Origin of the sequence: Legionella maceachernii (assembly GCF_900167045.1) — a bacterium.
Classification (GTDB): domain Bacteria; phylum Pseudomonadota; class Gammaproteobacteria; order Legionellales; family Legionellaceae; genus Tatlockia; species Tatlockia maceachernii.
This window is the reverse complement of the sequence record NZ_FUXJ01000002.1, coordinates 235,221-257,507: the sequence shown is the minus strand read 5'-3', so window position 1 is coordinate 257,507 and position 22,287 is coordinate 235,221. Positions and strand designations below refer to the sequence as shown.

Here is a 22,287-nt window from a genome sequence, read left to right as displayed (position 1 = left end):
AGGTCTTTATATTGAATGTGGTAGCCGAGGTGAAGCACCGGGTTTCGTGGTGTAGATTCCTCATTACGCTGCATCCCCAGACTACAATCTAAATAGCATAATACGCCTTCTTCGCGTCCCGTTTCACCGATTGTCTGCGGGACGTGGAAAAGGTTTAAGCCTGTAACGTAGCCCTCAATGCCCTGCCACCATCATTTCTTCGATCAACACCGAACCACAACGTGTGGAAATATTAGGATTTATATCATTACCCACCGCCGTGATGGCTTTAAACATATCCTTCAAATTGCTGGCGATGGTTATTTCTTCAACTGGGTATTGGATTTTGCCGTTTTCGACCCAAAATCCCGCTGCCCCACGCGAATAATCACCCGTTAGCCCATTGACACCCTGCCCCATTAATTCGGTGACCAGTAAACCTTTATCCATTTTTTGCAGTAATTCTTGTAAATCACCAGCATTAGAATCAATTGTTAAATTAAAAACACCACCACTATTAGCCGTTGTTTTTAACCCTAATCGACGGGCTGAATAACTGCCTAAAACGTATTGATGAATTCTACCGTCCTCGACAAAAATATTATTTCGGGTGGGCACGCCTTCACCGTCAAAAGGAGAGCTCCCTAAAGCACCCAGAAGATACGGCTGCTCATAAATTTTAAATGCGTTGGGAAATACTTGCTGCCCAATGGAATCCAATAAAAACGAATTTTTGCGATATAAATTAGCCCCATTAATTGCGCTAATAAAACTTGAAAAAAGACTACTAGAAACGCGTGATGAAAACAGAACTGGCACTTTTTGAGTTTTTATTTTTTTAGCGCCTAACCGGCTCGTTGTTCTTTCAACGGCAGTTCTTGCTAGCAACTCTAAGGAGGCTAGTTGATTGGGATTTCTTGCAGTGGTGTAGTCATAATCGCGCTGCATCGATTTGCCTTTTTTTGCAATCAGCGAACAGCTTATACTGTGGCGGGTACTTTGGATAATTCCTTCACCCCCATAAGTATTTGCAAACCCATGGCAAAACTGATAAGTCGAAAAATTAACCCCGTCTGAGTTAGAAATGCGTTTATCTAACGATAATGCTTGCGCTTCACAGCTTAATGCTTGCTCTATGGCTTGTGGAGGCTCAATCTCCCAAGGATGAAAAAGATCCAAATCAGGATAATGGTTGGTCATTAATTCGCGGTCAGCGAGGCCAAAGCAAGGATCTTCAGCACTCACGCGGGCAATATCGTACGCTGCATTAACCAGTGTATCCAGGGCCGCAGAGGAAGTGTCTGTGCTGCTCGCCCCCCCTTTTCGATGCCCGATATAAACAACTAAGCTCACTCCTTTATCTTCACTAAAAGCCACTGTTTCAACTTCGCCCATTCGCACATCAACAGAATAACCGCTATCATGATTTACAGAAACCATTGCATCGGTTGCTCCTTTAGCACGTGCTCGAGCTAAAACGTCTTGCATTAATTCAGCTAAATTCTTGGTTGACTTAGTTACTACTCTATTGTTATTTTCCGGTAATGTTCGCATGGTGGTTCTGCCGCTATCAAGTTTGTTATAAGGATACAAGATTAATATGCCCAGGCAAACCATTGTTTCTTTAAAATGGCTGACCCGCGTCTTCCAAATTTTTATGACTGTCTTATTATTGCTTTCCGCAACTTATATCTACTGCGCGGAAGACTGGCGAACACTTGCACCCGGCATTGAGTATCAAGATCTGGATGGCAATTTCCTTACCCCTTGGTCACATATCCATGCCTTCCGCATTGATTTAAAAGAGAATGAATTATCACTCATCTCTGCCAAAGAGTTATCGCGTGAGCATGCTTCGGTTGATGAATATGCACAACACAGCAACGCATTATTGGCGATAAATGGCGGATTCTTTGATAATAATTACAAACCACTTGGCTTAAGAATTTATGATAAGCGACAGCACAGTCCTGCCAAAAATATCAGTTGGTGGGGAATTTTTTATATTAAAAATCAAAAGGCTTATTTAACCAACATTAGTCAATATCGTCCTAGCAGCCAAATTGATTTTGCGATTCAAAGCGGTCCAAGATTATTAATTAACAATCGCATTCCACCTCTAAAACCAGGAAGGGCTGAGCGCTCGGCTTTATGCATTACTCATGATGGTCGTGTCATCCTTTTAGTTACTGATAATTTGCCTTTATCTACCACGGAATTAGCTCAAATTATGAAAGCACAGCCACTTAATTGTGAAAATGCCCTTAATCTTGATGGAGGTAGCTCAAGTCAATTACACGCTAAAGTAGGTTCTTTTCAACTCGAAGTCCACGGTTTTTCTAATGTAAGCGATGCAGTGATTGTAAGAAAACATCACTAACGCGTACCCTATTCTTAATTGAAAAGATGCTTGACCGTCATTTGAAATGAGGTTGTTCGAACTTACTAAGTAGCTACAATGTGGTAAATTAATATACCTTGATTTTTAAAATCATAAAAACTCCACAAATTATCCACAGGTTTTCCCAAATTTATTCCCTTGACCTCAGCTTAAAAACACAATATATAGGATTAAAAATTTTTTAATCACAATATATTGTGTTTTTGGTAAGCTATACTTAAGATATGAGAATCAGTTTTTGGTATGACGCTCCTCCTTTCATGGAATGAAATGAGTTATAACAACACCTTCGTGGAGAAAATATGTCTGAGATTCTAGAGCCGGTAAAAGATGTATCGCAAACAAGTCAACTGGAATTGACCGCTAATGCCCCAGGTTCCTTGAAAACCATTAAGCGCAATGGCAAAGTTGTCCCTTATGACGACAGCAAGATTAAAGTGGCCATTACTAAAGCCTATATTGCGGAAGAAGGGGGAAATGCTGCGGCCTCCAACCGTATCCATCAGCGTGTTGAAGAAATCACTCAACAAATTACTCAAACGTTTAAGCGCCGACTTCCCAGTGGAGGCACTCTCCATATTGAGGATATTCAAGACCAAGTCGAACTGGCGTTAATGCGTAATGGTGAATACAAAATTGCGCGTGCTTATGTCCTTTATCGTGAAGAACATCGCAAGGCGCGTGAAGCCAGCCTAAAGCAACAAGCCAGTGATTCTAAGGCCTTGCTAATCACCATGCCCGATGGTGAATTGGCACCGCTTGATATGGCGCGTGTGAATACTATCGTTGCTGAGGCATGTCGTGAATTGGAAAATGTCACCGCAGAACCTGTAATTAAAGATGCACTTCGTAATCTCTATAATCAAGCCAAATTAGAAGATGTGCATAAGGCGCTGATCATGTCTGCGCGGACGATGGTTGAAAAAGAGCCTAACTACACTTACGTCAGCGCTCGCTTGTTGTTAGATAACCTGCGCTCCGAAGCATTAAGCAAATTAAATATACAAGCAGAAGCAACCTTTGATGAAATGGCTGCGCTCTATCCCACTTATTTTAAAGCGTATATTGCACATGGTATTGCCCAAGGTTTGCTTGATCATCGCTTAGGTGAATTTGATTTAGATAAGCTTGCTAAAGCGTTGTTACCTCAACGTGATATGAAATTTACTTACTTAAGCTTACAGACCCTCTATGATCGCTATTTTCTTCATGAGCATGGGGTTCGTTACGAATTACCTCAAGCATTTTTCATGCGTGTGGCGATGGGACTTGCTATTCGTGAACAACATCGTGAGGAGAAGGCCATTGAATTCTACTTGCTTCTCTCCTCTTTTGATTACATGTCTTCAACGCCTACTCTTTTCAATTCAGGTACCGTAAGACCACAGTTATCAAGCTGTTACTTGACGACTGTACCCGACGATCTCGATGGTATTTACAGTGCAATTAAGGATAACGCTTTATTATCCAAATTTGCCGGTGGATTAGGCAATGACTGGACACCTGTGCGTGCGATGGGTGCACATATCAAGGGCACCAATGGTAAATCACAAGGGGTCGTTCCCTTCTTAAATGTGGCTGATGCAACGGCAGTGGCTGTTAACCAAGGGGGTAAGCGTAAAGGTGCTGTTTGTGCTTATCTTGAATGCTGGCATCGAGATGTTGAAGAATTCCTCGAACTCCGTAAAAACACAGGTGATGATCGACGTCGCACCCATGACATGAATACGGCCCTGTGGATTCCTGATCTTTTCATGAAACGTGTTCATGAAGAAGGTGACTGGACCTTGTTTTCACCCAATGACGTACCCGATTTGCATGACCAATATGGCAAAGCCTTTGAGGCACTTTATATTGCTTACGAAGAAAAAGCGCGTCTCGGCCAAATTCAGAATGTTAAAACCTTCCCTGCTATTAAATTATGGCGACGTATGCTTTCCATGCTATTTGAAACGGGGCATCCCTGGCTAACCTTTAAAGATCCTTGCAACTTGCGTTCACCCCAGCAACATGCAGGCGTGATTCACAGCTCTAACCTGTGTACAGAGATTACGCTGAATACCTCAGCCGAGGAGATTGCAGTTTGTAATTTAGGGAGCATTAACCTTCCTGCACACATTAAAAAAGGCAAAATTGATCGCGAAATGCTAAAGCGTACCGTCCGCACCGCAATCCGCATGCTTGATAATGTCATCGACATTAACTATTACTCAGTCCCGCAAGCGCGTAATTCAAACTTGAAACACCGGCCAGTGGGTTTAGGGCTAATGGGATTTCAGGATGCACTTTACATGCTTAAGCTTGATTACACGTCTAAGGAAGCGATTGAATTTGCCGATGAATCGATGGAATTAATCAGTTACTATGCCATCGAAGCGTCTTGTGAATTGGCTAAAGAGCGAGGAAATTATTCAAGTTATGAGGGGTCTTTATGGAGTAAAGGGATTCTACCTATTGATTCCATCAACTTATTACAGCAAGCTCGTGATAAATACCTTGAGCAAGATCGTTCTCAGCGCCTGGATTGGGAAAGCTTACGGGTTAAGGTTCGTACTCAAGGCATGCGTAACTCCAATGTGATGGCCATAGCACCTACAGCGACGATTTCAAACATCTGTGGTGTGTCCCAATCCATTGAGCCAACTTACCAAAACTTATATGTGAAATCGAATTTATCCGGCGAATTCACCGTAGTAAACCCCCATTTGGTTGCTGATTTAAAAGCGCTTAATCTTTGGGATGAGGTCATGGTTAATGACTTAAAATACTTCAATGGCAGCGTACAACCCATCAGCCGAATCCCTGCGGAATTGAAAGCCCGCTATGCCACTGCCTTTGAGATTGATCCAATGTGGTTGGTTGAGGCAGCTTCTCGTCGACAAAAATGGATCGACCAAGCTCAATCACTTAATATTTACATGGCAAAACCATCCGGTAAAAAACTAGACCAACTGTATAAACACGCTTGGTTACGCGGTTTAAAAACTACGTATTACTTGCGCAGCTTAGGAGCAAGTAATGCTGAGAAGTCAACCGTTACCGATGGCGCGCTTAACGCAGTCAAAATCGAAGAACCCAAAGTGTGTTCTATTCTTGACCCTGATTGCGAAGCCTGCCAATAATTGAGGAGAAAATACATGTCTAGCGCTACTCGAGAACAACAAACAAAAACACCTGAGTTTTCAGGTTTAACCGGCTTAGAATCTTTAGAAATGGGTGCAGGCCGAATTCATGTTGATGATAAGCAAATCATCAATTGCCGTGCCGATTTAAACCAATTGGTTCCCTTTAAATACAAATGGGCGTGGGACAAATATTTAGTGGCCTGTGCCAACCATTGGATGCCTAATGAAATCAACATGAGTGCCGATGTGGCTTTGTGGAAAGATCCCAATGGTTTGACTGCTGACGAGCGTCTCATTATTCTGCGCAACTTAGGTTTCTTCTCTACAGCGGATTCGTTGGTTGCAAATAATTTGGTACTCGCCGTTTATCGTCACATTACCAACCCCGAATGCCGTCAGTATCTTCTTCGTCAGGCATTCGAGGAAGCTCTGCATACGCATGCTTATCAATACATTATTGAAAGTTTAGGGCTTGATGAAGCAGCTGTTTTTAACATGTACAGAGAGATTCCGGCAGTTGCTAATAAAGCGGCGTGGGCTCTTCCTTTTACTCAAAGTTTAAGCGATCCCAATTTTCATACGGGTACCCCTGAAAATGATCAGCGCTTATTGCGTGACTTAATCGCTTTCTACGTTGTTTTTGAGGGTATCTTTTTCTATGTGGGCTTTACGCAAATTCTTTCCATGGGCAGACGTAACAAAATGGTAGGAACCTCAGAGCAGTTCCAATATATTTTACGCGATGAATCCATGCACATGAATTTTGGCATCGATGTGATTAATCAAATCAAAATTGAAAACCCCCACCTTTGGACCCCTGCTTTCAAAGAAGAAATGATTCAAATGATTAAAGAAGGTGTGGCGCTAGAATATCAATATGCAAGAGACACTATGCCTCATGGTATTTTAGGCATGAATGCCGAAATGTTTGAAGAATACCTCCATTTTATTGCTAACCGTCGCTTCAGCCAAATTGGTCTACCCGAGCAATACCCCGGTGCAGAAAACCCCTTCCCTTGGATGAGTGAGATGATGGACTTGAAAAAAGAGAAGAATTTCTTTGAAACGCGCGTCATCGAATATCAAGCGGGCGGGACATTAAGTTGGGATGATGAGGATTAATTTCTGCTGGCACCCTTCGCTGTAACTTACCCTATGTTGACGCTATAAATTGGCTGTGCTAGCTTGTAATTCGTTAAAACTAAAAGGAGTTAGGAATGGATCTAGTCAGTTTGGTGATCAGTTTAATCAGTGGAGGAGTTGGCGGTAATATTCTGGGTGCCGCTTGGAAAGATAAAAGCCTTGGTGCGATAGGTAACTCCATTGCTGGAGCAATTGGAGGTGCAGCAGGTTCATACATCACAATGGCCGTTGGTCTTTTAAATACATTAGGCTTAGGAAACATGACCGCTGGTGCACTTATAAGTAATGTAGGTTCGAGCGCTGTAGGCGGAGCTGTCTTAACGGCTATTGTTGGTGTGATAAAAAGCGCGATGAGTAAAAAAGCCTAAATGAAGGCTTTGCACTTCCGTGAAAGCGGGGATCACTCTGGAACACATAGCTTCCTACTTCCCCGCAATGACAATAAGGTAGCTCCGATTCCTCCACTAGATGATGGGCAATGACTTGCGTGTCGCAGGAATACATTCCAACTGCTCAGACTCGTCGTCGAGTAATGTTGTTTCCTGTTAATCATCATTTGTGCTATGGTAACTAATGGGATTAACACAAATGGATTTAATAATGCATAAGATTCCCACAGGCATCGCAGGCCTTGATAAAATCCTTGATGGTGGATATCCAAACGAGAGAACAACACTGTTAAAAGGTGGCCCAGGATGTGGAAAAACTGTGTTTTGCCTCTTGTTTGCACACAGCAACGTTTTAGATAATCGGCATACCACTTACGTCACTTGTGATGAACCTCCAGAACTCATTCTTAAAAACATGGATCAATATGGCTTATCAGGAAGTGAAGCCAATAAAAACAAAAAACTGACCGTCCTTGATTTTCGCCCACACCTATTTGATACAGTCACAGGTAGTTTTGAAGTTGATGCCATTCTTCTAAGGATTCAATCGAGCTTATCAGGCGAAAACCCCGTTCTTATCATCGACTCGCTCCAAAATCTATTGCTAGGGTTAGAAACACCCAATTATAAGATTGATTTATTAACTATATTTACATGGTGTAGAGAACATCACGTGACTTTATTGGTTACAGCTGGTAGTGGATTGATAACAGAACAAAATAATTATTTTGAAGACTACGCCGCTGATTGCGTTATTTTACTTGAACAGGCTATTCGCAATAATTTGATGACGCGTTTTTTAAGAGTCATCAAATTGAGAAGCTCTAGTCATGGGACAAACCAATATCCCTTCTTGCTTACCCGAAAAGGTGTTTCAATTTTACCAATTACCGATACAAGCTTAAACAAACAAAAAAAAATATCGCATATTTCCACCGGCATTTCAAAACTGGACGAAATGCTCGGCGGACATGGTTATTCTGAATCTTCAGCAATCATGATCAGTGGGTCATCCGGTACGGCAAAATCACTTCTGGCAGCCACATTGGCTACAGCTGCAGCAAAGGTGCAAAAAAAGGTATTGTATATTTCTTTTGAAGAATCATCCCCTAATATTATCAGCCACGTTAAATCAGCAGGCATCAACTTTGAAGAGCCTATTGCAAGTCACCTGCTGAATATCCATTCACTTCGTTCGATTCAGATGGGATTAGAGGAACACCTTATCACTATTACCACTATCATTGATGAGACAAAGCCCGATGTATTGATTATAGATCCAATAACATCCCTTTTAGATATGGGTAATAGTTTTGAAGTGAAATCTTTATTAATTCGTTTGATATCCTATGCCAAATCAAAAAATATTACCTTTATTTTCAATCAACTTTTACATAAGGATGCGGGTTATAAAGATACTGTCCATGTTTCAAGCTTGGCAGATACCTGGATAAGATTAGCTTTGATTGAATCAAACGGTGAGTTTAATCGCTCCTTACGCCTGGTAAAATCACGAGGTAATGCTACTTCAAATCAAATAAAAGAATTTCGCATAACGAATAACGGTATAGTGATTGAAGATCCTTATGTCGGAGAAGGCGGCATAATTTTTGGATCAAGAAAAAAAGAAAAACAGGTTGTAGATAAGAAAAAGAAAGAATTATTAACCGCTCAATTAAAATCCATTAATCAACAGATCGATTTGATGCAGACAGATAAAAAAGGCAATATTGAACACAGCAAAATGATATTTGATCTGTTAGAAAAAAAGCAAAATATTGAAATGGAACTTGAGTTGATAAAATCGATCACTTTAGTGAATATCACATCGAGAAGATAAGCATGGCTAAATATAAATTAAAACTTTTTATTATTGGCTATACATCCTTAGCTAAAAATGCAATTAAAAATATCAATGAGATTTGCGCGTTACCAGAACTCAAAGGCATGTATGAAGTCGAAATCATTAACTTACTGGAACATCCTCAATTAGCCGAGTCTGAGAAAATTATCGCCACACCTGTGTTAATAAAGGAACTACCCGAACCACTTCGGAGAATCATTGGTGACTTATCTGATCGCGAAAAAGTACTTGTAGGGTTAAATATCAGTGAAATCTGACAGCCTGCAGCTAGGTGAGTATTGGGAACACTTTGTCGACGCTTTAGCTGAACCAATTCTTGTTTTAGATTTGCTTGGTAAAATTCTTTATGCCAACCAAGCTGCATGTGATTTATTTGGTAAAACACTCGATGAGATTATTAATAGTGATTTTAGCTATCCAATTGAATTAGAAAAACCGACTGAAATAGAAATTTTAAGTATTAATAAAAAAATACGCTATGCCGAAATATATATTCGAGGAGGCGCATGGAAAAATGCTAAAGCATTTATTGTTACACTGCATGATATTACCGATAGAAAAGAAACAGAAAATAAATTAAACATTTTAGCCAATGTTTTCACTTTCGCAAAAGAAGGCATTGTTGTTACAGACTCAGATTTAAACATCATTGACGTCAATTCAGAATTTACCAACATTACCCAATACAAAAAAGAAGAAGTGATTGGCAAAAAAATCAACATTTTAAAATCAGGAGTTCAACCGGCTGATTTTTATAAAAAAATGTGGAAGCAAATTAAAAAAGACGGCTATTGGTATGGAGAATTGTGGAGTAAGAAAAAAAATAATGAAACCTACCCACAATTGCTTGCGATCTCGGAAATAAAAAATACTGATGGTGATTTGGTGAATTATATTGGTGTTTTTTATGATATGACACAACAGGAAATACAAAAGCAACAAATGATTCATCTCGCTTATTACGACAGCTTGACAGACTTACCCAATAGAAATTTATTGATGGATCGACTAGAAATCGCAATGAAAAACACAAGACGGTTAAAACATTATATAGCACTTATTTTTATTGATATCGATAGTTTTAAGTTAGTCAATGATTTATATGATCACAAAACAGGGGATGGTCTCTTAATACAGATGGCACAATTGCTTAAAAATTCAATACGTGAAACTGATACCCTGGCAAGGCTGAGCGGCGATGAGTTTGTGATATTGCTGGAAGGATTAGCACACCCACATGATTATAAAAGTTGGATAAATAAGATATTCGAAAACCTTAAACAGCCAGTATGTGTAGGTTTACATCAATTTGCTATCACTATCAGCGCAGGAATAAGTTTTTATCCACAGCAACAGACTATCTCTCCGGGGGTTTTTTTATCTCAAGCTGATCAAGCGATGTATAAATCTAAAATATCCGGAAAAAACCAATATTCTCTATTTGATATAAACCTTGATCTGGAAATCAGAAACCAGGAAAGTTTGATTAGGGAAATGAAATTGGCGATCCCTCGAAACGAGTTAAAACTTTACTATCAACCTAAAGTCAATATGAAAACCGGTAAACTATTAGGATTGGAAGGTTTGATTCGTTGGGTGCACCCAATAAAGGGTCTGTTAAATCCTAATGAATTTTTACCAATGATCAAAAATGACGCATTTTTGTTTGAACTTACAGAGTTCACACTAAAGTTAGCGCTAGATCAATTACAATTATGGAATAAAATTGATGACAAAATAACAATTAGTATTAATATCAACGCGGCTCAACTTGAGCAAGAACATTTTTTCGAAACATTAACAAATCTTATCAAACCTTACCCTCAAAGCGTATACGAGAGACTTGAATTAGAAATCTTGGAATCTAGCGTGATATCTAATTATCAATTGATTTCAGATATCATCAAAAAATGCAACCTGATTGGCATAGAGTTTTTGTTAGATGATTTTGGTACAGAACATTCATCACTTAATTTTCTAGTCAATTTGCCCTTTAAAGTTATGAAAATTGATACTCACTTTATAAAAAATATTATAAACAATGAAAAAGACACAAAGATATTGATAGCAATACTTGATATTGCAAAAGCAGTTAATCTTGACGTCCTTGCTGAAGGTGTAGAGACACAAGAACATATCGATTACCTGACGAAGCTTGGCTGTGATTTGGGTCAAGGGTATGCGATTGGTAGGCCAATGCCAGCTGAGCAGTTTCCCGAGTGGTATCAATTATGGAACAGCAAAAAACATGGGAGTTGAACTGGCTCCAAAAATTTTGGACAGTCGGATATGGAAATAGAGCAAAATAAGTGCATGTCGTTGGAAAAATCAGCTATTGACTGATTTCTTCACTATTCTAGGAAGAGAAAGATTGTCTCTTCACTCTAAAACTTTGGATTCACCCTTAAGGTGCTCCCGTCATGATAACGTCCCGCGGCTTGACCGCGGGATCGGAGGAATCACCTCTTATTATCGTGAGATTTCGCACTCGTTTTGGGTCGTCGAGTAGCTTATTACCAAATCCTTATGTGTTACAATCCTGCGGACGCATATGTGGAAATAAGATGACGTCACGAATCGAAGGTGAGTTAGTGAATAACATCACCAATCGATCAATACCTATTCCCTCACCTGCCGTTGGCGGCATGCCGTATTCCAGAGCTTGGATGAAGTCACTATCAAAATGCATTGCCTCCATATCACCAGCGTCTTTTTCCGCGACTTGTTTTAAGAAACGCTCTGCTTGATCTTGCGCGTCATTGAGCTCGGAAAATCCATTAGCAATTTCTCGTCCAGCAATAAAAAACTCAAAACGATCAGTGACTTCCGGATTAGCATCATTGCGGCGAGCTAAAGGAGAAACCTCAGTGGGATAAGCCGTGATGAAAGTAGGCTGGAGTAACTGATGTTCGACAGTTTCGTCAAACAAGATAATTTGTAATTTCCCCAAACCATCACTGTCCTTGTAATCAAATCCGAATTGATCGAGCAGTGCTCTACAATTTTCCACGGTTTCAATTTGCTCAGCGTTAAGTTGGGGGTTGTAGTGAAGAATCGCTTCTTTAACCGTCATTCGTGCGAAAGGTTGACCAAAATCAATGACATAACCTTGAAATTCGATTTGACGCTTACCTAATACCATATCACAAAGATAATGAAGTAATTGCTCTGTAAAATCCATTAAGTCATCATAATCCGCATAAGCTTGGTAAAATTCCACCATCGTGAATTCTGGATTATGGCGCGTGGAAAGTCCTTCATTGCGAAAGTTACGATTAATTTCGTAAACGCGTTCAAAACCACCCACCACTAAGCGCTTCAAATACAACTCCGGCGCAATGCGTAAAAACATCTCCATATCGAGACTGTTGTGGTAAGTGACAAAAGGCCGAGCGACCGCACCACCAGGAATCGGATGCATCATGGGTGTTTCAACTTCTAAAAACTGATGATTGTCCATGAATTGACGGAAGGCTTTAATTAATTTCGAACGTAAAAGAAACGTTTGCCGGCTTTCTTCATTGGCGATTAAATCAACGTAACGTTGACGGTAGCGCGTTTCCTGGTCAGCCAACCCATGGAATTTGTCCGGCAAGGGGCGCAACGATTTAGTTAATAACTCCATGCCCTCCGCATTGACGGTCAATTCCCCAGTATTCGTTAAAAATAACTCTCCTTTTACACCGACGATATCGCCTAAATCCCAATGCTTAAATTCCTCGTAGAGTTCTGGAAAATCATTTTGACGTGCATACACTTGGATCCGTCCAGAGACATCTTGAATATGAAAAAAGCTCGCTTTTCCCATAATACGGCGTAAAACAATACGTCCTGCGACAGCCACTTTAACGCTCTGCGCAGCTAAAGCTTCTTTGTCTGTTTTGGCATATTGATTTTGCAGATTAGCGGCTAAATATTGACGACGAAATTTATTGGGAAAATTAAACCCTTTAGAGCGCAGATCTGCTAATTTTTGCTTACGAATTTGGTAAACTTCACTTTCGTCTAAATGCTGTTCTTCTATCATGCTACACCAACTCCTGCTTTCAAACTTGCTACAATGAATTGATCTAAATCCCCATCCAACACCGCTTGTGTATTGGAAGTCTCAACACTGGTGCGTAGGTCTTTCACTCGTGATTGATCCAGCACATAGGAACGAATCTGAGAACCCCAACCAATATCGGATTTAGACGCTTCAAGCGCTTGCTGCGCTGCGTTCTTTTTTTGCATTTCAATTTCGTACAATTTCGCACGCAGTTGCTTCATTGCTTGATCTTTATTTTTATGCTGGCTTCGATCCGTTTGACACTGGACAACGACACCACTGGGCACGTGCGTAATACGAACCGCAGAATCAGTACGGTTAACATGCTGTCCCCCTGCCCCAGAAGCACGATAAGTATCGATGCGTAAATCGGCCGGATTGATTTCAATATCAATGTCATCATCAACTTCGGGAGAAACAAAAACTGCAGCGAAGGAGGTGTGCCGACGGTTTCCCGAATCAAAAGGGGATTTTCTTACTAATCGATGAACGCCCGTCTCGGTGCGTAACCAGCCATACGCGTACTCACCACTGAAATGGATGGTGGCGCTCTTAATTCCAGCGACTTCGCCAGCAGAGCATTCGACTAACTCAGTGGTAAAACCGTGATGCTCTCCCCAACGTAAGTACATACGCAGCAGCATCTCTGCCCAATCTTGCGCCTCAGTACCTCCTGACCCCGCTTGAATATCCAAATACGCGTTGCAGCTGTCCATTTTACCGGAAAACATGCGTCTGAATTCAAGTCCAGCCACTTTTTGTTCGATCACAGCCACCTCGGCAGCCACATCATGTATAGCACTCTCATCGTCTTCTGCACGAGCCAATTCAAAAAGCTCATTTAAATCAGCAATGCTCTGGCTTAGTTGTTCAAGTTGATTAACCACAGCTTCTAATTGAGCTCGCTCACGACCTAAAGCTTGTGCTTGCTCAGGATTATTCCATATTTCGGGTGACTCTAACTCTCGTACTACCTCTTCTAAACGTTCGCGTTTACTATCGAAGTCAAAGATACCCCCGAAGCGCGTTAATTCGCTCATTTAAATCCGCCAAATCAAGCGTGATTTGATTTACTTCTAACATGAATATCCTAAAATTTTTAATCAAAGCTATTATTGTACCGTGAAAGCGAAATACTGGCCAATAGAATGGCTCTTTTTAAATAGCGATGGCCTATTTGTTCATTTTTTATGCAAAAAAGTGAAAATTATTCGATCATTTTTGGAAAATGAACTTTTTCCTCCTAGACCTCAATATATAATGGAATCTTCATTAGGAAGCATCTTGCTATACTATAGAATAGAATTGTATCGCTACTGGAGATTCAGATGAGCAGAGAAAGACGTGACCAAGAAGAACTGAAGCGAAAAGCGGCTGAAGAAGAGGACGCTAAAAAGAAAGCGCAAATCGAAGAGGAAGCCCAACGTTTAGCAGAAGAAGAGAAAAAACGAGCGCTTGACGCTAAAGCGGCAGAAGAAGAGGAAGCCAAAAAGAAAAATCCTGAGGCAGAACAAGCCCTTGAACATATTACCTACCGTCTTTTAGAGCCTCTTGCGGAAGATAAGAAAAAAGAATGGAAAAAAGATGCAGATGATCTTGTCAATGACTACAAAAAACAATTCCCTGACAGAGAAATAGATGCCAAGGGGACTCTGGTCTTTCACAGTGAAGAAGAAATGACGAAATTTTTCACTGAACAAGCCGAACAAAAGCGTAAATTTTTATGCGCAGAAGTGGATGCCAATGGGAAGCTGACTGGTCGCTATCAGTTCTCCTGCGGTGATGGTACCCTTTATTCGGGCACCCTCGAACAAATTAAGGAAAAAATACAAGAGAACAAAACAAGTGCCTATCCACAACAAACCGCCGCAGGCCTCGCAATGATTAACAATCTTCTTAATCCTAAACCCAGCCCTGTTCAGGCTACTCAAACGGCTAAAGATAGGTTGAAGGGATTGAAAGATACAGCGGCGGCGGCAGATGAATCACTTAGAAAAGATTCACCTACCCCTTTGTCTACCACGCCAAATCCATTGAATCAACACTAAGGCGATTGGGGTCAAACCATCCATAATATATCCATCACTCAGGCAATCGAGATTTTATACGAAGCATTGCCTGACTGTGAATTTGCGACACTCGAGATTCACTAACCCCCAAAACTTCGCCAATTTCTTTTAAATTAAGATCTTGTTCATAATACAAAGACAACACCAAACGCTCATTTTTAGGTAAACTTTCAATGACTTGTGAAAGATGATTAACCATATCATCTCTTAAGACATTCCGCTGAGGCTCACTGAATTCTTCCCCATCTATTTTTAATATATCATCGGTAACACCAAGATCATCAAATCCATACAGCTGACTGCCAGCCGTGTCCTTAAGCATTTCATAGTATTCGTCCAAACTTAAACCCAATTCAGTCGCCACTTCTTGATCTTTGGCATCACGCCCTAGTCGGTTTTCCACTGTTTTTACCGCTTCAGCAATCAGGCGTGCATTACGGTAGACAGAACGGGGAACCCAATCATTACGTCGTACCTCATCCAACATGTGACCCCGTATACGAATACCTGCATACGTTTCAAAAGAGGCGCCTTTTGTGGAATCATAATGCCTCACCGCCTCAAGCAACCCTAGCATTCCCGCTTGCACTAGATCATCGAACTGTATTGAGTGCGGTAACCGTCCCAGTAGATGATGGGCTATACGTTTAACCAATAGTGCATGGGTTTTAACCAGCATCTCCTGAGTTTGTTGATTCACTTTGCCGCAGGCAGCCAAAGCATCCACGACTCTCTCCTTAGTTTCGCTTGCCTTGGATAGACTTCCTTCGCCAGTTGCATTTTTAGTGTTACTCAGCTCGTTGAGTAAGAATTACAGAAAATCAATGCAGCTTGTTTAAATTTAGCAAATCCAAGGCAAACATTTTTTTCTTCAATATTCTCCTGCCACCAAGCGCTCAATAAAAAAACTGGTATTACCCCCTAATAAAGGCTTGTATGGCCAATCCTCTACCGTGTCAGCGACTTGTATAAATGCCTTTGCCGCATTTGACTCCGGGTAAGAAATAAGCACAGGCTTTTGTTTCTTTACTGCTTCATGGACTTTTTCATCAAAAGGAATTGCACCTAAATAGTCTAGGCGAACGTCTAAAAACTGTTCTGCAACGCGATATATTTTATTAAAAAGCTCTTTTCCTTCTCGTGCACTCCGCACCATATTGCCAAGAATATGAAAATGGCTCCATTCATAGCGTTTCGACATTACTTTAATCAAAGCATACGCGTCCGTGAGTGAGGTGGGCTCATCACAAACGATGACAATCAATTCTTGTGAAGATCGTGCAAAACTGAGTACTGTATCCGAAATACCCGCAGCAGTATCGATGATCATGTAGTCGACATCTTCAGTTAATTCATTGAAAGCGTCGATAATACCCGCATGTTCCACCGCGCTTAATTGGGTCATGGATTCTGTTCCTGAAGCTGCGGGAATTATTCTTACTCCGTCGGGGCCTTGAAGGATAATGTCACTTAAATGACAAAGACCTTGAACAACATGCGAAAGATTGTATTTCGCATGTAATCCTAACATGACATCAATGTTAGCTAACCCTAAATCAGCATCAAGCAGTAAAACATTCTTCTCGCGTTGCGCTAAAGCTAAAGCTAAATTAATAGACACGTTGCTTTTACCCACCCCTCCCTTACCTGCTGTGACAGCAATTACTTTGACTGGTTTTGAGCGGGATAAATGACGTAATTCGGCCGCTTGATCGAGCATCTCTTCTTTCTTATCCTTTGACATAGAACCTCCCTGCAACGGCATACGGTGCTTTGTTATCCTTGCCAATTGGGCACCCGTTAGTGGGATTTATTTGGGTTATTAACGACGAAGCGGTAGTATGGCTTACTCCTAGACTAAGTAATTTTTGCATGAGTCCTGTATGCAAAGGCTTACCAGGACCTGCATACCCGCGCAATTGGGCTTCTAACAGGCCTCGTAGCGTAAGTATTTCTTGACGCATGTCATTTAAAGGAGAAGTAGAAGTTTCTTTCTCTATTGCTTGCTTAACCGGCTCCGCGCTAGCAATAGCGGCATTGGTCGTCAGTACCGTTTCATTAACTGCAGCGACTATTTCTACGCCACTCTTGACACGACTACTTGATAAGATTACCGCCTCGGGACCAAAAGTCGCTTTAATTTGTTGCTTGGCGCTGCGTGTATCAGGGGCAACAAAACGTTTTAATTTCATAGAAACTCCATCTATCCAACGGTACCAATAATCCTTATTCGTTTGTTATCAGGACTTTCCTGATACGATAAAACATGTCAGTTACTGAAATATTACGCACAAAGCATGCCAAAACAGTTCGTATATTCGGTTACACAACTTATACGGCTAATTCTTGTTTTCCTTGCTGAGCAACCCATTGTGTCAGTGAATGCTGTATTTTATCAGCCATTCCTGGTTTAAACTCACTCCTTGCCCCCTATTGCTTTGAATAATACTTTGCAATAACTGTTCCAATTCAGGGTTCAAGTTAATGATTGCCAGTTCCTCGTAGGCGTTTGATGCGTTCTCCTTTACACACAATATCCGTTAAACGCACACCAAATTGGTCATTAACAACCACCACTTCGCCATGAGCTACTAACGTACCATTAACCAATACATCCAAAGGTTCACCCGCTAACTGTTCGAAAGCTACAATATCACCCTGATTAAGCTGTAAAAGGTTGCGTATAGTCATCTTAGTGCGCCCAATTTCTACGGTAACAGCTACCGGAATATCCAAAATTAATTCCATTTTTCTACATCTGCATCTTGAGGCACAGCATGTTGTTGTGTTGCAGTTGCTGTAATTGTAACCTCAGTCTGATTTGTCATTAACGCTACTCCCAGTCCCTAGTAACTTATTTTCTTTATAATCTTTACAGCTCTCTTATCGTTAGTACTTCCTATGGTTGCAGTAAAACCCGGAGTCCCTGCGATATCCAGTGTTATAACTTCATTCATTTCCAATGAAATAAAATCACCTACTTGCCAATTCATCAGTTTTCCAAGGGTACTGTTGGTTTGAGCCATGATTGAACTGACAACCATCTCCACATCCATTAACTCTTCTTTTAAAGGCATAACCCTGTTAGGGTTGATTTTAGTAAGATCATTCTTTGCTTTAGCTTGCGTTTTTTGCGGGTCTCTCGTCATACCCTCATCGGTGGATTTTTCTTCAGCTTCCACGGTATTTAGCAGAGCGTCAATTTCTTCCTGCGATAAAACTTCTCTGTCAGCCATCATCTCATCCTTTTTATAGCATTTTACTTAAAACCATGCTTCACATGAGCGCTTGGAGGCTTCAGCAAAATGTGTGACCAATTGAAATAGCTCCCTGTGGTTGTCATCTGACGTCGCTCGTGCCAAACTTAGATTAATTCGCTTTCAATAATGTGACATGCTCAGTAAAAATAAGCAATTTTCCAATTTTAGTCATGCTAAACAAACCACGTCTGATTGTTTTCGCCCAGACGATGAGCAGGATGTCGCCTCGCTTTTCACTTATTCATCGAATAAAAGGCTACTTGCCCGCGGCAATGGTTCAAGTTATGGTGATTGCTGTCTTAATGACCATGGCGTGATTATTGACACTTCTCGTTTAAACCATCTTTTGTCATTTGATGAAAATTCAGGACTGTTGGTGTGCCAAAGCAGTGTGACTTTCGCTGATCTGCTTCAGGTGCACCCTCATTATATTCCACCTGTGATTCCAGGCACTTTACGCGCAACGGTAGCCGGGGGTATTGCGAATGATGTGCACGGTAAAAATAATCACTACGCAGGAAGTTTTGGCGAGCATGTCGAATGGATTGATTTACAATTAGGAAATCATGCTTTTCACTGTGATCGAAAAACGCATGCCGAATTATTTCACGCCACTATTGCAGGACTGGGTTTAACTGGCATTATTAAACAAGCAGCAATTACTATGCGTAAAGCCTCGCATTTTGTCGCAGTTCGTTATGAAAAGCATGCTGAATTTGCAACGTTATTGCAACAGATGAGAAGTGAAGGTTGTCAATTTAATTACCAAGTCGCTTGGCTGGATTTGCTTAATGAACCTAGAGCCTTGCTCTCTCTCGCCAATCATTGTGAGGCACCCCATTTATCGTCCTCTCAGCATGATTTTAGCATTCCTAAGTTACCTATTCGGCTGATAAATCCATGGGTAATGAAACAGTTTAATCGGCTTTACTTTAAATTTCATCCAATCACTCCCCGAATTCTAGGCCTTGCTCAATTTAATAATCCTCTTGATTCCATTGCGCATTGGAATCGCTTATATGGCAAAAAAGGACTTTTACAATTTCAAGCCGTTATTAATGAAGACATCACACTGGATGCTCTAAACGCATTGCTAAAAATCATTCACGACCATCGAGCGACTCCAACTCTGGCAGTATTAAAATATTTTACCAAGCGGGGTATAGGTCTCCTGTCTTTTGCTCAACCCGGTTTTACTTTGGCCATTGATTTTATTAATAATCCCCAAGCACAAGCGGCGGTTTCTGCAATGAATGCCTGGGTTACTAAAGCACAAGGGAAAGTATATTTAGCTAAAGATCTGCTATTGACCAAAGAACAGTTTATTCAGCAATACCCTTATCATGCGCAATTTTCTCAATTACTCACTGAGTATCAAAGCACAATGCGATCTGATTTAAGTCATCGACTAGGTATTACCCGATGAATACTCGCTCGTGGGTAATTTTAGGAGCTACTTCCATTATTGCTGAAGAGTTTGCTCACTTAGCAGCGCAAGCGGGGCATGCTTTAGTATTAGTGGGCCGTAATCCCAAACAGCTTGCTATTATTGCAGCCGATATTCATCTGCGTTACCAGATCGATTGCGATGTTATTGTCGCCGATTTTTCAGGTGATTTGACTCAAGTGAGGCAAGCGCTTCTCCATCAGAATAAAGAAATTGATCTCTTCATCGCCTACAGCGCCATTTTAGAAAATGATGAATTAACCTCTGAACACATTACGCAGTTAGTCCAAGTCAACATCGAAAGCACTGTGCAACTCATCCATACTTACCTTAATAAACAGCAAACTCAGCACCATTTGTTTTTTCTAAGCTCGGTGGCAGCCTGCCGAGGACGCGCTAAAAATAGCCTCTATGGTGGTTCGAAAGCCGCTGTTGAAACTTATTTAGAAGGTCTACAACAAGGCGCTGGATCCAGTGTTCATATTACGATTGCAAGGCTTGGCTTTATCGATACGGCTCAGACTTTTGGCGAACCTGGAATTTTTTATGCTTCTCCACCGCAAAACTGCGCCAAAGCATGCTGGCGTGCTGTTCGTGCTAAAAAGCGATTCCTTTATCATCCTTTTTTTTGGCGCTTTATCATGGGAATTATTCGCTGGCTACCGTTTGTTATTTACAAGAAACTCAATATTTAGAAATGATCAACGGCTAACGAATTAATTTTATTGCCGGCAAAATGTTTTTTACCACGCCAAAAAATTGCAAGATATAAATGATTAACACGATCAAAACCAACAAGTTAAGCAGGCTCTTTATCGCCCCTGGCATCGGGATAAACACATTCACCAACCATAAAACTACTCCAAACAGGATGATGAGAAGGAATAAATTAAGTAACTCAGCCATGGATTTTCCCTATCGGTCGCTTCAAGTTAATTGTAGTATAAAAAAATCAGCTCAATTTGAACTGATTTAAAGAATAGATAAAGATTATTTATTATCTAACGATTAAAATGGCCTTGACTTGCCACCTGCTCTTACAATGGGTGAAGGCGCTGGTGCTGGTCCTCGCTGTGTTATTTTTGACGGGCTACCTGGATCAATTTGTCGTCTACCTGGGCCAGCCATACCACCTGCCTCGTTCCCTACAGTTTGAGTTAAACTTACCTCTAGTTTCCCAGACTCTAGCTCTTCTAGCTTTTGATCGGGTAGTTTACTAATTTGTTCCTCAAACTGAGACACTAACGCTTTAATCAATTTATTACGGTTCATGGCATAATCCTCTCAATCTAGCATTCCAATGGATTGCTAACTCATAATAAAACCGGTTCAATCTGTCCCTGAATGACCGCTTTACTATGTCATCTTCTAAGAAGTGCTTTAACTTAACCGCTTACACTCAAAGAAGCAAACCTGTCTCTCATTTGCCAGACATCGGTCCTTCTTTTGTGGTAACTCCTGTTTTCTTGCAAATAGGACACCAAAAATTGACTATTATTCTTTTATTTTTATTCAACTTCATCAATAGTCATATTACTAGCGTAACTAGCCTTATAAGTATAGTTCAAGGTTAATAAGACTACAAAAAGTCAATATATCTTACAAAAAATAGGATATAAACACACACTAAATTGTCTTGTATTATTCATTAATATAATAGTTTAGCCTGTAGCAATATAACAAATAACCTCGCGTCTTCTTATGACTTTGGTTAATGCATTATTTAGGTCTAAAATTAATTTATTCTCAGTGACTAATTTAAGATTAATTTATAATGGATATAGCTATCACCCTTGCATTTTTACTTGCACAGATTATTTTATTAGTTAGTTATTTGATGACATCGATGCTCTTTTTAAGAGCTTTGGTTTGTGTCGCTCAAGTTTTTTTTACGATTGCGACCCTCATGCTTGGATTATATCAACCAGGTATGCTGTCCAGCTTTATTTTTTCTGTATTGATTCTTTTCATTAACATGCTGCATATTTACCGACTTCTATATGCCCAAATACCTTTCAATATCCCTGAAAAATATAAAACTTTTTATCGAGAAAAATTTAGCCATTTTTTACCCAGAGAATTCATGATTTTAATGAAATATGCAAAAACAAACTCTATTAATGACGATTATCTAATCTATGAAAATTCGATTGCCGAAGTATCTGTGATCATAGAGGGTAACGCGTTGATTCTAGCTGGAGAAAATCGAGTTGCTGAATTAGGAAAAAACAGTATTATTGGTGAAATTAGCTTTCTCACTGGCAGTACGAGTATTGCTAGCGTTAAAGCAATTAACAGCGTAAATTTTTGCAGCTGGTCGAGAGAAAATTTATTAAAAATAAAGAAACGATATCCAAGCATCTATTATAAATTTCATGACCTTCTGATAAACAGCGCTTCTACAAAACTACGCGATCAAAATATACGTGGTTTTTATTCAGAGAAAACACTAAAAAAACTCTCATAAGTTTCTATAGGCTCAATTCAAGATTAAATTTTGTCTAAAAAAATTCAGGAACGTTGCCTAATCATGCCTACTCCTCATATGAATACTGCAGGTAT

At 40.4% G+C, this 22,287-nt stretch carries 19 protein-coding genes and 2 pseudogenes; 11 read left to right on the top strand and 10 right to left on the bottom strand.

Features of this window, described 5'->3' with window-relative positions; translation table 11 throughout:
* Nucleotides 1-174 precede the first annotated feature (174 nt).
* A complete protein-coding gene (gene pmbA / locus B5D33_RS01115; RefSeq protein ID WP_058452572.1) occupies nucleotides 175-1,533 on the bottom strand; it encodes a metalloprotease PmbA in 1,359 nt (452 codons plus the stop codon).
* Between the two features lie 46 nt (nucleotides 1,534-1,579).
* On the opposite strand from pmbA, the gene B5D33_RS01110 reads away from it, so the two are divergent.
* The 7 genes from B5D33_RS01110 to B5D33_RS01080 all read left to right on the top strand — a co-directional run bounded on the left by B5D33_RS01110 (nucleotide 1,580) and on the right by B5D33_RS01080 (nucleotide 11,160).
* Complete coding sequence (locus B5D33_RS01110; protein ID WP_058452472.1) at nucleotides 1,580-2,359, top strand: phosphodiester glycosidase family protein; 780 nt, start codon at nucleotides 1,580-1,582, stop codon at nucleotides 2,357-2,359.
* 323 nt (nucleotides 2,360-2,682) lie between these two features.
* The gene (locus B5D33_RS01105; RefSeq protein ID WP_058452471.1) at nucleotides 2,683-5,502 is read left to right on the top strand and encodes a ribonucleoside-diphosphate reductase subunit alpha; all 2,820 of its coding nucleotides are present in this window, start codon (nucleotides 2,683-2,685) and stop codon (nucleotides 5,500-5,502) included.
* Nucleotides 5,503-5,517: 15 nt separating this feature from the next.
* Nucleotides 5,518-6,627: a ribonucleotide-diphosphate reductase subunit beta gene (locus tag B5D33_RS01100; RefSeq protein WP_058452470.1), complete on the top strand. Its 1,110-nt coding sequence runs from the start codon at nucleotides 5,518-5,520 to the stop codon at nucleotides 6,625-6,627.
* A 95-nt stretch (nucleotides 6,628-6,722) separates the two neighbouring features.
* Entirely contained in the window at nucleotides 6,723-7,016 is a 294-nt protein-coding gene (locus B5D33_RS01095) for a hypothetical protein (RefSeq protein WP_058452469.1), read from the top strand.
* Between the two features lie 232 nt (nucleotides 7,017-7,248).
* On the top strand, nucleotides 7,249-8,877 hold the full coding sequence (gene kaiC, locus B5D33_RS01090; protein ID WP_058452468.1) for a circadian clock protein KaiC: 1,629 nt from the start codon (nucleotides 7,249-7,251) through the stop codon (nucleotides 8,875-8,877).
* Nucleotides 8,878-8,879: 2 nt separating this feature from the next.
* Nucleotides 8,880-9,158, top strand: a complete 279-nt coding sequence (locus B5D33_RS01085) for a circadian clock KaiB family protein (protein ID WP_058452467.1) — start codon at nucleotides 8,880-8,882, stop codon at nucleotides 9,156-9,158.
* A complete protein-coding gene (locus tag B5D33_RS01080) occupies nucleotides 9,148-11,160 on the top strand; it encodes a sensor domain-containing protein (RefSeq protein ID WP_058452466.1) in 2,013 nt (670 codons plus the stop codon). The genes B5D33_RS01085 and B5D33_RS01080 overlap by 11 nt, the downstream gene beginning before the upstream one ends.
* 265 nt (nucleotides 11,161-11,425) lie before the next feature.
* On the opposite strand, the gene lysS is transcribed toward B5D33_RS01080, so the two are convergent.
* Both lysS and prfB read right to left on the bottom strand, forming a co-directional pair.
* Nucleotides 11,426-12,928: a lysine--tRNA ligase gene (gene lysS, locus B5D33_RS01075; RefSeq protein WP_058452465.1), complete on the bottom strand. Its 1,503-nt coding sequence runs from the start codon at nucleotides 12,926-12,928 to the stop codon at nucleotides 11,426-11,428.
* A protein-coding gene (gene prfB / locus B5D33_RS01070) for a peptide chain release factor 2 (RefSeq protein WP_115304923.1) occupies nucleotides 12,925-14,032 on the bottom strand; the annotation gives its coding sequence in 2 pieces (ribosomal slippage) (nucleotides 12,925-13,956 and nucleotides 13,958-14,032; 1,107 coding nt in all). Before prfB ends, lysS begins: the two co-directional genes overlap by 4 nt.
* Nucleotides 14,033-14,277: 245 nt before the next feature.
* On the opposite strand from prfB, the gene B5D33_RS16495 reads away from it, so the two are divergent.
* Nucleotides 14,278-14,997, top strand: a complete 720-nt coding sequence (locus B5D33_RS16495) for a hypothetical protein (RefSeq protein ID WP_058452463.1) — start codon at nucleotides 14,278-14,280, stop codon at nucleotides 14,995-14,997.
* Nucleotides 14,998-15,031: 34 nt separating this feature from the next.
* Here B5D33_RS16495 and B5D33_RS01060 read toward each other — a convergent pair whose 3' ends face one another.
* The 5 genes and pseudogenes from B5D33_RS01060 to B5D33_RS16980 all read right to left on the bottom strand — a co-directional run.
* Nucleotides 15,032-15,745, bottom strand: a complete 714-nt coding sequence (locus tag B5D33_RS01060; RefSeq protein ID WP_058452462.1) for an RNA polymerase sigma factor FliA — start codon at nucleotides 15,743-15,745, stop codon at nucleotides 15,032-15,034.
* 144 nt (nucleotides 15,746-15,889) lie between these two features.
* A complete protein-coding gene (locus B5D33_RS01055; protein WP_058452461.1) occupies nucleotides 15,890-16,762 on the bottom strand; it encodes a MinD/ParA family protein in 873 nt (290 codons plus the stop codon).
* A complete protein-coding gene (locus tag B5D33_RS01050) occupies nucleotides 16,749-17,210 on the bottom strand; it encodes a hypothetical protein (RefSeq protein WP_058452460.1) in 462 nt (153 codons plus the stop codon). The genes B5D33_RS01055 and B5D33_RS01050 overlap by 14 nt, the downstream gene beginning before the upstream one ends.
* Nucleotides 17,211-17,499: 289 nt before the next feature.
* A pseudogene (fliN, locus tag B5D33_RS01045) lies at nucleotides 17,500-17,846 on the bottom strand (flagellar motor switch protein FliN).
* Nucleotides 17,847-17,864: 18 nt separating this feature from the next.
* Nucleotides 17,865-18,098 (bottom strand): annotated as a pseudogene (locus B5D33_RS16980) (FliM/FliN family flagellar motor switch protein); the annotation flags it as partial.
* A 313-nt stretch (nucleotides 18,099-18,411) separates the two neighbouring features.
* On the opposite strand from B5D33_RS16980, the gene B5D33_RS01035 reads away from it, so the two are divergent.
* Nucleotides 18,412-19,704, top strand: a complete 1,293-nt coding sequence (locus B5D33_RS01035) for an FAD-binding oxidoreductase (RefSeq protein ID WP_058452458.1) — start codon at nucleotides 18,412-18,414, stop codon at nucleotides 19,702-19,704.
* A complete protein-coding gene (locus tag B5D33_RS01030) occupies nucleotides 19,701-20,420 on the top strand; it encodes an SDR family NAD(P)-dependent oxidoreductase (RefSeq protein ID WP_058452457.1) in 720 nt (239 codons plus the stop codon). Before B5D33_RS01035 ends, B5D33_RS01030 begins: the two co-directional genes overlap by 4 nt.
* Before the next feature lie 13 nt (nucleotides 20,421-20,433).
* On the opposite strand, the gene B5D33_RS01025 is transcribed toward B5D33_RS01030, so the two are convergent.
* Nucleotides 20,434-20,631, bottom strand: a complete 198-nt coding sequence (locus tag B5D33_RS01025; RefSeq protein ID WP_058452456.1) for a Thivi_2564 family membrane protein — start codon at nucleotides 20,629-20,631, stop codon at nucleotides 20,434-20,436.
* A 102-nt stretch (nucleotides 20,632-20,733) separates the two neighbouring features.
* On the bottom strand, nucleotides 20,734-20,997 hold the full coding sequence (locus B5D33_RS01020; RefSeq protein ID WP_058452455.1) for a hypothetical protein: 264 nt from the start codon (nucleotides 20,995-20,997) through the stop codon (nucleotides 20,734-20,736).
* Nucleotides 20,998-21,499: 502 nt separating this feature from the next.
* Between B5D33_RS01020 and B5D33_RS01015 the strand changes: the two genes are divergently transcribed.
* Nucleotides 21,500-22,192 (top strand): cyclic nucleotide-binding domain-containing protein, encoded by a 693-nt coding sequence (locus tag B5D33_RS01015; RefSeq protein WP_234802422.1) that lies wholly within the window; start codon nucleotides 21,500-21,502, stop codon nucleotides 22,190-22,192.
* Nucleotides 22,193-22,287: the final 95 nt, after the last annotated feature.